The sequence below is a fragment of the Paenibacillus hamazuiensis genome, assembly GCF_023276405.1.
In the GTDB taxonomy this organism is placed as follows: Bacteria; Bacillota; Bacilli; order Paenibacillales; family NBRC-103111; genus Paenibacillus_AF; species Paenibacillus_AF hamazuiensis.
In genome coordinates this window covers 5,231,262-5,243,133 of record NZ_JALRMO010000001.1, presented here as the reverse complement: position 1 = coordinate 5,243,133, position 11,872 = coordinate 5,231,262, and the positions used below count along the sequence as shown (strand labels likewise).

The 11,872-nt window shown below is 56.2% G+C and carries 8 protein-coding genes; 5 read left to right on the top strand and 3 right to left on the bottom strand.

The genetic code is table 11. From position 1 onward, the window contains the following. Positions 1 to 6: 6 nt before the first annotated feature. The 3 genes from MYS68_RS22705 to MYS68_RS22695 form a co-directional block, all read right to left on the bottom strand. On the bottom strand, positions 7 to 1,299 hold the full coding sequence (locus MYS68_RS22705) for an ABC transporter substrate-binding protein (protein WP_248928043.1): 1,293 nt from the start codon (positions 1,297 to 1,299) through the stop codon (positions 7 to 9). 84 nt (positions 1,300 to 1,383) lie between these two features. Then, on the bottom strand, positions 1,384 to 2,382 hold the full coding sequence (locus MYS68_RS22700; protein ID WP_248928042.1) for a LacI family DNA-binding transcriptional regulator: 999 nt from the start codon (positions 2,380 to 2,382) through the stop codon (positions 1,384 to 1,386). A gap of 88 nt (positions 2,383 to 2,470) precedes the next feature. Next, a complete protein-coding gene (locus tag MYS68_RS22695; protein WP_248928041.1) occupies positions 2,471 to 4,786 on the bottom strand; it encodes an RICIN domain-containing protein in 2,316 nt (771 codons plus the stop codon). 812 nt (positions 4,787 to 5,598) lie between these two features. On the opposite strand from MYS68_RS22695, the gene MYS68_RS22690 reads away from it, so the two are divergent. The 5 genes from MYS68_RS22690 (at position 5,599) to MYS68_RS22670 (ending at position 11,712) form a co-directional block, all read left to right on the top strand. Continuing rightward, positions 5,599 to 7,668: a bifunctional aldolase/short-chain dehydrogenase gene (locus MYS68_RS22690; RefSeq protein WP_248928040.1), complete on the top strand. Its 2,070-nt coding sequence runs from the start codon at positions 5,599 to 5,601 to the stop codon at positions 7,666 to 7,668. A 101-nt stretch (positions 7,669 to 7,769) separates the two neighbouring features. Continuing rightward, positions 7,770 to 8,150, top strand: coding sequence for a sensory rhodopsin transducer (locus tag MYS68_RS22685; RefSeq protein WP_248928039.1), 381 nt, complete (start codon positions 7,770 to 7,772; stop codon positions 8,148 to 8,150). 12 nt (positions 8,151 to 8,162) lie between these two features. Further along, complete coding sequence (gene rhaA / locus MYS68_RS22680) at positions 8,163 to 9,422, top strand: L-rhamnose isomerase (RefSeq protein WP_248928038.1); 1,260 nt, start codon at positions 8,163 to 8,165, stop codon at positions 9,420 to 9,422. Positions 9,423 to 9,449: 27 nt separating this feature from the next. After that, entirely contained in the window at positions 9,450 to 10,925 is a 1,476-nt protein-coding gene (locus MYS68_RS22675) for a rhamnulokinase (protein WP_275983508.1), read from the top strand. 25 nt (positions 10,926 to 10,950) lie between these two features. Next, positions 10,951 to 11,712, top strand: a complete 762-nt coding sequence (locus MYS68_RS22670) for a DeoR/GlpR family DNA-binding transcription regulator (protein ID WP_248928037.1) — start codon at positions 10,951 to 10,953, stop codon at positions 11,710 to 11,712. Positions 11,713 to 11,872: the final 160 nt, after the last annotated feature.

Sequence of the window (11,872 nt, the reverse complement as noted above, 5' to 3'; positions counted from 1 at the left end):
CGCGGCTCATCGGACCGCAGCGGACCGCAAGCGGTCATAATCCGTCTTCATGGCCTTCGTCGCGTCCTTGGCGCTCATGCCGGACAGCATGCTCGTCCCGACGCTTTTCATCGTATTCCACATGCCGTTCGGCAAATATTGCCGGTCAAAATGATTGGTTACGGATACTTTCGAATATTGCCCGAACACATCCCCGAGCTGCCCCAGATCGACCTTGACGCCCTTGATCGCGGCGGGGATCGAGTAGCTGGCGGCCACGGCCGACACCTGCGCGGGCTCCGCCAAAAAGCTTAAAAATTGGAGCGCTTCCTTCTCATGCTTCGTGTTCTTCCATACGCCGACGGCATCCCGTTCGCCGCTGATCAGGAACGGCTCGTCCGCCTTGTTCGAAGTCGGAATGCGCATCATGTTCACGGCGGAATCCGGATTCAGCTTCTTGATTTCGGTGATCGACTGATTGGACTGGAACGCGAAAAGCACCTTGTTTTTCGCCATCGCCGTGTGGGTGGCGTTTTTGTCGGCCGTTACGTTGTCCACGTTGAAGTAGCCTTTTTCTTTCCAGCTCAGGATGAGCGAGGCGACCCGGTCGAACTGGTTCCAATCGAAGGAGCCGTCTGCCAGCTCTTTTTTGTAGTTTTTCCCGGAGTCCATGATGAGCAGGGACAGGGCGACCCGGTTGATCAAACCCGCGAGACCGCTGTCGTCTTTGCCGCCTACGTGGATGGGCGTGTAGCCGGCTTTTTTGGCGGCTTCGCAGACGGCGGCGAACTCGTCCCATGTCGCGGGAACGGGCAGGTTCAGTTCCTTCAGGATGGCCGGGTTATACAGAAGGCCGGTCATATCCACATCGAAGGGCAGGACAAACATCCGGCCTTTGTCGTTTGTGACGATGGGCTTGATTTCGTCCACCAGGTTGGCTGCCCACGGCTGATCGTTCAGCGGACGCAAATATTCGCTGTATTTCATTACCGACCACCCGTGGGTGTTGAACAGGTCCGGCAGGTCGCCGGAAGCCATCCGGGCGTTCATCAGCGCTTCATAATCCTTGGCGATCGGATTCAGCTCGACCCGGATGGACGGGTTTGCGGCGTTGAACTGAGAGACCAGCGTCTTGTAGGCTTCCAGCGTCGAGCCGGAGGCGTTGGAGGCGAACTCCAGCTTCACCGGCTCCTTCGGGGTCTTCTCTTCCGCCTTCGGAGGCGCACTGCTCGCGGCCTGCTTGACATCTCCTCCGGGAGAGCAGGCGGCCAGCATGACGGCAAGCGATATCAGGGGCAGCGCATGGCGCAATTTGTTCATTTTGACACCAATCCTATTCTCTTATTGGGTTTGTACCGGTTCGCGGCCGGAAAGGGAACCCGGATCGGCTCATGAGGGTGGCGGCTAGCGGACGCTTTGACGGACGATGAGCCGGGGATCGACCTCCACGGGGGCGATTCCTTCCTCGCGGTTCATCATTTTGTCCACCGTTGCGAACAGCTCCAGCGCCAGCCGCTCAAAATCCTGCCCCATCGTCGTGAGCGGCGGCGAATAATACCGCGAGATGGGGATGTTGTCAAAGCCGATGACCGACACATCTTCCGGAATGCGCAGGCCTTGCTCCTGCAAGGCGCTGTACACGGCGATCGCCTTTTCGTCGCCCGAGACGAAAAAGACCTCCGGAAGCTCTTTGCTCCCGATTTTGCCGGTGACGAACCGGTGAATGTTTTCCAGGTTGTTCATATAAAACACGGTTTCAAGCCGTTCCGGGGGAATGCCGTGCTGCCGGTAAGCCTGCCGCATGGCTTCCGCCCTCTCCAGATTCACTTCGATCTCCGCGCCGAGCATGAAGCAGATGCGGGTCAGTCCCCGCTCGAAGAGGAATCGGGCCACCTCCTCGACTCCTTTGCGGTTGTTGTTGGATACGGAGACCCGGACGCTGCGGTTCTTCTCGAAGCTCAGATGGGGAATTCCGCTGCGCCGGGCCAGCTCGATGCGTTTGTCGTTATCCTTCAAATAAAATAAAATGACCACGTCGATGAAGCCGCCGAGCCGCTCCATCATGGAATGCTCCAGCTCGCTGTCGTCATAGACGACCTCGTAGATCAGGTTGTAGCTGCGGCTGCCGGCAAGCCTCATCAAGTGGGACATGAGCACGTCGAACCACTGCGTCGTATTTTGCCCGTGTGCCTTGCGGATGGAGATCAGGATGTTTTTGACGCTTTTGCTCTGCAGATTTTTGGCGAACACATTCGGCTTGAAATGAGTCTGCTCGATGACCTGCAGCACTTTGCGGCGTGTCTCGGGCCGCACGTTCGGCTCGTTGTTGATGACCCGCGATACGGTCTTGAAGGACACGCCGGCCATTTCCGCGATATCCTTGATCGTATATTTTTTGTCCAATGTATTTCCCGCCTTTCGCTTATGACAACATTGTCATAAGCGATAATAACATAGGCGGGATAGGCCCGCATGTAAAAAGTTTGTAAAGCTATTCCTGCTGGATTTTCCACCGCTGATTGGCGTTGCCGTTGCTCTGAAACAGGATCAGGTCGGTGCCCGGCGCGATGGCCCCGCCCGATACGTCCGCGACCCACGTGCTGTACGGATGCCGGAACGTATATGAGGCGTCGGCATTGTTATACAGAAGCGACCAGTTTTGGGCCGCGTTTCCGCTCACCGGCAACGTTTGCAGCAGCGTGCCCTGCAGGTTGAAATTGCTCTGCGGCGTCAACATCATGGCTCCGGCGTGGATGTAACTCTGGCCGGGACGGATGATCGCCAGCGAAAACGTGCCGTCGGCATGGTTGAGCGCTCTCCACCGGACGGTGCTCAGCAGCCGTTCCCCGAGCTCCACCTGGGCTCCCGAATAGTTCGACACGTTGGCAACTCCCATCATCAGCACGGTACCCCCTGCGGATGGAAAACGGTAGGTTCTCACGGGAATGAGCCGCCACTTCTGGTTGATGCCTCCGTTGATGTCCCAGATCTGCAGCTTCGTTCCGTTGGCGGATCCGTTATTGTCCGCATCCAGCACCTTGCCGCTGGCCGCATGGACAATTCGGTAGGTACCGTCCTGATTGTCGGACAATACCCACTTCTGGGCGTCCGAGCTATTGTTGCTCCAGAGATGTACCGCCGTTCCGTTCGTAAAATTGTTTCCCGGCAGATCCAGCGATTTGCCCGTAAACGGATTGAGCAGCCTCAGCGTCCCGTCGGCGTTCTTCTGAAGAGACCAAAGCTGGTTGTCGAGCTTGTGGAGCGACCATAAGGAGATCGGCGTGCCGTCATCCGATTTGCCGTCCGAAATGTCGACGGCAAGGCCGCTTCCGGCCGCCACCAAGGCATATTCGGCGAAAGTGCCGAAATCCGGCATATCGGAGATGGCGAGCTGGGTTGCCTCACGTGTGAACGTTTCCGCATTTTTCACATAAACCGGGTCCTCGATCGTCAGGGCGCCGGCCCATTTTTTCGTATCCTCGTAGCTGCGCGAGGATTCCTTGTAGACCGGGTAAGCTCCCGTGCCGTCGTCCTTCCAATTAAAGCCGACGATTGTCTTGTTGCCGTTGTCCGGATCCGCTACAGGCGCGGCTACATTAATGTCGGGCGGACGCCACGACTGCATGTTTGTCATCCTGCCCTTGAAAGCGTTGTAAGCATCCTTGATCGCCTGGTTGCTGAAATCTCCCACCCCGATCTCGAAGGTGACCACAGGACCGCCCAAATACCGGGCCCAGTCGTTTAGGTACTGGGTGACATTGCTCATAATCTGGGTAACGTCCGGTCCCGGCGAACCGGGGATAATCGATGGCTCTCCCTGCGGATTGGGAGGAACAAGCCGGCTGGATACGACCGGAATCCACTTATATTTCTCGTAACCCGGAATCTGGGCCGCGACCGACTCCGGATCGGGTACGGTGGAACCCGGCGACTTGGCGTTGAAAAAGCCGCCTTTGAACACATTGGCGAACGGTTTCAGAATGACCCATTCGTTCGCGGGCCGCCCGCTGCAGTCGCGCACCTGGTCGATTGCCTTGACGGCGGCCTTCACCTCATTCAGATGGCGAAGATCCACGACCACCGTCATGCCGGGATACCTTTTGCCGATATAATCGAGCGCCTGGTCCAGCGTAGGAACGGTGCCGTAATCCCCGGCTGGCCATCGGCCGATCGCGCTCGCGCCTTTCAAGATGCCGAGATCGCCTTGACTTTTGTCGAAGAGCCGCAGCTTTTGTTCGGCTGCCGCATTGGTGGACAAATCTTTTACAAGAGGATTGTACAAGGACATCGTGACCCAATCTCCATAGTCCTGGGGCCGGAATCCGGTATCCGTTTGGCCGAGAAACGGGTTCCACCAGCCTAAGTGAGAATCGCCCGAGCCATAGTCGGTTGTCCGGCCCAACGTGTAATCGTGCATGAGCATCAGCTTGGGCGGTACCGCCGGATTATTGGCATTGGAAAGCTTGACGTCCAGCTCCACCATTTCAAACTTCAGATCGGCCGCATTATCGATGGCGATGAGGGAGTTTTCGGGTGCCGGTCTCGTAAGCCCCGCATCCGTTCCCCATGCCCCCCGATGGGCGGACAGGAACGGACCCACTTCGCCGGTGCGAGGCTGCCCGAGCTGCCTCATCAGCTTGGCCGGGTTATATTTCGCTCCCGGCCAAGGTCCGTAAGGCGTGCATGCGGTGATGGTGCCTGCCGCATGCGCTTCATTGCCCTGCGGTGCAGGGGTCAGGTTGATGCTGCCCAGCAGAAGCGCCGATGCAATGCCGACTTGAACTAATTTTTTGGCTATCTTGTTCACAAAATCCCTCCCCGAATTGTTGCCGGAAGAAGCGGTAGAAGGCTACCGCTGCCGGTTGCCCGTCTCCCGTTTGATCCGTTTTGCCTTGGACGGCTTGACCGCTTTGTCGCATGGAAAGAAAGAAGAGAGTGCCGCAGTATGTCCGAAATGATGATGCTTGAGCACAGCGGAAGAATGAATATTAGTTATGACAAGGTTGACAACGTTGTCAAGTAAATTATAGCCATCGCTGCGAAAGCAAGACAAGTTAAGTGTTTGTAAATCCATCCTTTCAAAATTATCCTTAAGCGGGGAATCAAGCTTGGATTACAAATGCTTTGTCATTCATAGATTAAAGTAAGACTTGTGGACTTAAGATCCGTTATTTTGATCAAGTGACGTTGTTTCCGTATTTGACGGACACCGGATCCGTTATATACCGAATGAACGGTGTAAACGTGTCCCTTGCCCGGAAATAACGTCATCTGTGTCCGTCAACCAGCTTAAAGCGGTTTATTTTTTCAAAATAACGGACGTATGGTCCGGCACAGCTGCAGCGGTGCGTTTTTTGTTATCGCCGTGGGCTGGAAGCATGACGTTTCACCTCAAAACTTATGCGGGAAAACTTGCGGAGCAAAGCCTGCGGGGGCACGGGATTCTCCAATAAGGAGGAGATTAAGGCGGTCATATTTTTCTCCCATTGTTTGATGAATTTGAGGCGCCAATATTTCCGTTTTATTTTTGTTTATGTCCGTATTTATCGTATTCAAGCAAAAATGAATATGGTATGATGATAAAAACAAAACAAAATAAAAAAGCCCGGAGGTATTGGCATGGTACAAAGTTTATGGGAAGCGTCCCAAGCGGCGGAGCTTGCCGGCGGTCTCGATTTGCTTGTTTACCGCTCCAATCTGATAGGAACGGACCGCCGCGTCTGCAACTATGGCGGAGGCAATACGTCCAGCAAGATGATCGTCAAGGATTTCCGCGGCCGCGACATCGAGGTTATGTACGTCAAGGGTAGCGGCTCCGACCTCGCGACGATGAAAGCGGCGGGTTTTACCGGCTTGCGTATGGATGACATTCGTCCGCTGTATGAGCGGGACGACATGTCCGACGAAGATATGGTGGCGTACCTCGCGAACTGCATGATCGACGCCAAGCATCCGCGCGCCTCGATCGAAACGCTGCTGCATGCGTTTCTTCCGTTCAAGCATGTCGACCATACGCATCCGGATGCGATCATCAGCCTTTGCTGCGCGGATAACGGAAAAGATTTGGCGGGCGAAATTTTCGGGGACCGCTTTGTATGGGTGCCTTACATCCGTCCGGGCTTCAAGCTTTCCAAGATGATCGCCGAAGGCGTCAGAAACAATCAAAAAGCCGAGCTTGTTTTGATGGAGAAACACGGTCTTGTCACATGGGGCGAAACTTCGGAGGAAGCGTATGCCCAAACGATCAAAATCATCAACGAAGCGGAAACATATATCGAAGCGCGTGTAAAAGAAGACCGGGTATTCGGCGGAGCGAAACATGCGGCGCTGCCTGCCGGGGTGCGCAGAAGCATCGCGGCCCGGGTGATGCCGACGATCCGCGGCGCTGTCAGCGATACGAAGAAAATGATCCTCACTTTCGACGATGCCGACGACGTGCTGCAATTCGTTGGCGGACGGGATTCCGCAAAGCTGTCCCAGGTCGGCGCGGCTTGTCCGGATCACCTCGTTCACACGAAGGTCGTTCCGCTGTTTATCGACTGGACGCCTGACGCGGATGACGTTGACGGCCTCAAAGCGAAGCTGAAGGAAGGCATCGCTCAATATAAAGAAGAGTACAAAGCTTACTTCGAACGCAACAAAAACGAAGGCGACATCATGTTCGAAGCGGCGCCGCGCGTCATTCTGATTCCCGGCATCGGCATGATCAATACCGGAAAAAACTGGGCGATGTCTCAGGTGAGCGGCGCCTTGTACCATCGCGCTATCGCCGTCATGAGAGGCGCAACCGCACTCGGACAATTCGTTTCTCTGAGCGAAAACGAGTCCTACAACGTGGAATATTGGCCGCTCGAGCTGTACAAATTGTCGCTCGCCCCGGCCGAAGCGGAGTTTTCCCGCAAAATCGCCTTTATTACCGGCGGAGCGGGCGGCATCGGCAGCGAAACGGCGCGCCGCCTCGTATCCGAAGGCGCTCACGTCGTGCTAGCGGATCTTAACTTCGAAGGCGCGGAAAAGGTCGCTGCCGAAATCAACGCCAAATACGGCGAAAACCGCGCGATTGCGGTGAAAGTCGACGTAACGAGCGAAGAGCTGGTTAAAGCGGCTTATGCGGAAACGGCGCTCGCTTACGGCGGTGTGGACATCCTGGTTAACAACGCCGGTCTTGCCACCTCCAGTCCGTTCGACCAAACGTCGCTGAAGGAATGGAATTTGAACATGAACGTGCTCGGCACGGGATATTTCCTTGTTGCCCGCGAAGCGTTCAGCATGATGAAGGAGCAGGACCTCGGCGGCAGCATGGTGTTCATCGGCTCGAAAAACTCCGTTTATGCAGGCAAAAACGCCACGGCTTACAGCGCCGCCAAAGCGCTGGAAGCGCACCTCGCGCGCTGCATTGCGGCGGAGGGCGGAGAGTTCGGCATCCGCGTGAATACGATTCTTCCCGATGCGATTCTGCAGGGCTCGCAAATATGGAACGGCAGCTGGCGCAATGAACGCGCCGCGGCATACGGCATCGAGCCGGATCAGCTGGAAGAGTACTACCGCAAGCGGACGACGCTGCTCGTCAATATTTTCCCCCGCGATATCGCGGAAGGCGTCGCGTTTTTCGCTTCCTCGAAAGCCGAGAAAACAACCGGCTGCATGCTGACCATTGACGGCGGCGTTCCCGCTGCGTTTACGCGCTAATCGGCCCGGCCACCCTACCCGAAGATTAGCTGGAAGACCTGCTTCCAGCTAATCTTTCGGTATTATTTTAAAGCGATTACAATTTAAAGGAGGATGTTCATATGCCAACAGCAACAGGGGAAAAGGTATGGATTATTCCGGACGGTTACATTCCGGAGCTCAGCTCCGGGGCGCTTACGAGCCACGAATCGATCTGTGTGCTCAATACGTCTTCGGAGGACGCGACTCTGGGGATCACGATTTTTTTCGAGGACCGCGATCCGATTGAAGATATCGTGGAGGTGGTTCCGGCCCGCCGGACCAAGCACATCCGCACAAGCCTATTGTCCAAGGACGATGTGAAAATCCCGGTCGGCGTTCCTTATGCGATCGAAGTGAGAAGCGATATTCCGATCGTCGTGCAGTACAGCCGCCTGGACGCGACACAGGCTGAAAACGCTCTAATGTCAGTGATGGCGTATCCGATCAAATACGATAGATAAGGAGCTGATCCCATGGACAAGAACATTCAGGCGAATTACGAGCTGGCCAAGGAGCAGTACGCGGCCCACGGCATTAACGTCGATCAAGTGCTCGAGCAGCTGGAAAAAATCAAAATTTCGATGCACTGCTGGCAGGGCGACGATGTCAGAGGGTTCCTGAACCGCGAGCAGGACCTGACCGGAGGCATCTCCGTCACCGGCAACTATCCGGGGGCGGCGCAAACGCCCGACCAGCTTCGCGCGGATTTGGAAAAGGCGTTTTCCCTCATCCCCGGCAAACATAAAGTGAATCTGCACGCGATTTACGCGGATACGGACGAGAAGGTCGAGCTCGATCAGCTCGAGCCGAAGCATTTTCAGAAATGGGTCGACTGGTGCAAGGAGCAAGGTCTCGGTCTCGATTTCAACCCGACCTGCTTCTCCCACGAGAAATCCGGCGACGGCTTCACGCTCAGCCATCCGGATCCGGCCATTCGCCAATTTTGGATCGACCACTGCAAAGCATCGAGAAAAATCGGCGCCTACTTCGGCGAGCAGCTCGGTCAAACGTGCGTGACGAACGTATGGATTCCGGACGGCTTCAAGGATACGCCTGCGGACCGCTTGGCGCCGAGACAGCGCCTGAAGGCGGCGCTCGACGAAGTGTTTGCGGAGGAGCTGAACCCTGCGCATAACCTCGATGCGGTGGAAAGCAAGCTGTTCGGCCTCGGGTCCGAAGCTTACGTCGTAGGCTCGCACGAGTTTTACATGGGCTACGGCATTCAAAACAACAAGCTGATCTGCCTGGATGCAGGGCATTTCCATCCGACGGAAGTGATTTCGAACAAACTGTCGGCGCTCTCGCTGTTTACGAGCGGCATTCTGCTTCACGTCAGCCGTCCGATGAGATGGGACAGCGACCATGTCGTCATTTTGGACGACGAGCTGATCGATATCGGCCGGGAGCTCGTGCGCGGCAACCTGCTGGACAGAACCTATATCGGCCTCGATTTCTTCGATGCGAGCATCAACCGCGTAGCGGCATGGGTGATCGGCACGCGCAACACGATCAAGGCCCTGCTTCGCGCGATGCTCGATCCGGTGGAGGCGCTGCGGAAAGCGGAGCTCGAAGGCGATTATACGACGCGTCTCGCGCTCACGGAGGAGTTCAAAACGTATCCTTTCGGCGCCGTTTGGGATTATTACTGCGCTTCCAAAGGCGTTCCCGTGCGCGAGGAGTGGCTGGCCGAAGTCAAAGTCTACGAGCGGGAAGTGCTGCTCGCGCGCGGTTAATTCATTAACGGATAAGGGTGATATCCTTTGGGACATATTATCGCTTTTGACCTGGGAGCGAGCAGCGGAAGAGCGATGCTGGGCCGTTTGACGGACGGCCGGATCGAAATGACCGAGCTTCACCGGTTTCCGAACGATCCCGTGCAGGTGGGGGGCCGTTTGCACTGGGATATTTTGCGGCTGTATCATGAAATCAAGCAGGCGCTCTTGATCGCCAAAAACAGAGGCAACGAAGTGGACAGCATCGGGATCGACTCGTGGGCGGTCGATTTCGGGTTCATCGGTATGAACGGCGAGCTGCTCGGCAACCCTTATCACTATCGGGACCGCCATACGGAAGGGATGATGGAAAAACTGTTTGCGCAGGTGCCCGCGGAGGAGATTTTTCGCAGAACGGGCATTCAGTTTCTGCAGTTTAATACGATCTTCCAGCTGTTCGCTCTGAAACAGGCGGACTCCCCGTGGCTGCAGAAGGAAAACCGTTTCCTGATGATCCCGGACCTGCTTCGGTACTTTTTGACCGGGGAGATGCAAAGCGAGTTTTCCAATGCGACGACGACCCAGCTGTTCAATCCTGTAAAAGGCGGCTGGGATGAGGAGCTTCTGGAGAAGCTCGGCTTCCCGAAATCGTGGTTCGGCGAAGTGCTGCAGCCGGGCAGCAAAGCCGGCCATCTGCAGCCGTCCGTTTGCGAGGAGCTGGGGATTCCTTCGCTTCCCGTCTATGCGGTAGCCGAGCACGATACGGGCTCCGCCGTAGCCGCCGTTCCGGCTGCGGAACGGTCTTTTGCCTACCTCAGCTGCGGCACCTGGTCCTTGATGGGCACCGAGGTGCGGGAGCCGGTTATGGGCGATTTGGCGCGGCAGCTCAATTTTACGAACGAAGGCGGCGTGGAAGGGACATACCGCTTGCTGAAAAATATTATGGGCCTGTGGATTTTGCAGGAAAGCCGGCGCGAGTGGGAGAAAGCAGGAAAATCGTACTCGTTTACCGAATTGGTACAGATGGCGGGAGCGGCTGCACCGTTCCGCGCTTTCATCGATCCCGACGATGCGATGTTCCTCGCCCCCGGCGATATGCCGGCGAGAATCGCGCAATATTGCCGGCAGACCGGGCAGCCCGCTCCGGAAACGGACGGAGAGTTTGTCCGCTGCATTTTGGAAAGCCTGGCCTTGAAGTACCGCTATGTGTTCGAAATGACTCAGCGGCTGTCCGGGCAAACGTTTAGCGGCCTGCATATGGTCGGTGGAGGCATTCAAAATACGCTGCTCTGCCGGTGGTCGGCAAACGCCATCGGCAAGCCGGTTTGGGCCGGTCCTTCGGAAGGCAGCGCGATCGGGAACTTGGCCGTCCAATGGATCGCCCAAGGCGCGTTTAAAGATATTTGGGAAGCGCGCCAAGCCATTCGCAATTCGTTCCCCGTTGCCGAATATATGCCGGAAGAGCAAGACCGGTGGGGCCATGCCTACGACCGGTTCGTCAGGCTGACGGGGATTGCCGAATAATACAGTCTGTGAAAAGAGGTAAGTCATGCTAGCTGCAGAGCGTTTTGACAAAATTGTAAGTTTGGTAAACGAGCGGGGCTCCATCCGGGTTTCCGAGCTGAGCGAGCTGTTCCAGGTGACGGAGGAGACGATTCGCCGCGACCTGGACCGGCTGGAGCAAGCGGGCCGCCTGCGCCGCTCGCACGGAGGCGCGGTCAGCGTGAAAAGCGACCAGCAGCCGGAAATTCCCTACTTCGAGCGGGAAATCACCCATGCCGAGGAGAAGAAGCGGATCGCGCAGGCCGCGATCGGCCGGATCCGACCGAAGGACCGCATCCTTCTGGATGCCAGCTCCACGGCCTGGTATATGGCCGCCGAGGTGCCGGACATTCCTTTGACCGTCCTTACCAACTCAATTAAGGTCGCCATGGAGCTTAGCAGCAAGGAGAAGATCGAGGTCATCTCGACGGGAGGCATATTGGCGCAGCGCTCTTTGTCTTATGTGGGGCCGCTCGCCGAACGGTCTCTGAATGCTTACCATGTGGATAAGGTGTTCCTGTCCTGCAAGGGCGTCCATCTGGACCGCGGGATCAGCGAGTCGAACGAGCTGCAAGCCCGCATCAAAGAACGGATGATCGGCACGGCCGACGAAGTCGTTTTGCTTGCCGACTCCAGCAAGTTCGGAGTGCAGGCGTTTACGCAGGTGGCCGATTTGTCCGAGGTCGACGTGATTATAACGGACAACCGCATCGCTCCGGAAATCGTGGAGCGTCTGCAAGAACGGGGCATCACCGTGATTACCGTGTAAAAAAAGGAACCTGAACGTGTGGAGTAACGTTCAGGTTCTTTTTTTCGTTATTGACAAAATAAGAGGACCAATATAGAATTAACCAAGAAATCTTATAGGAATACTAAATCTACCGGACCACCGGAGACACACTGTCATGGGCATTCCATGAACAACTGTG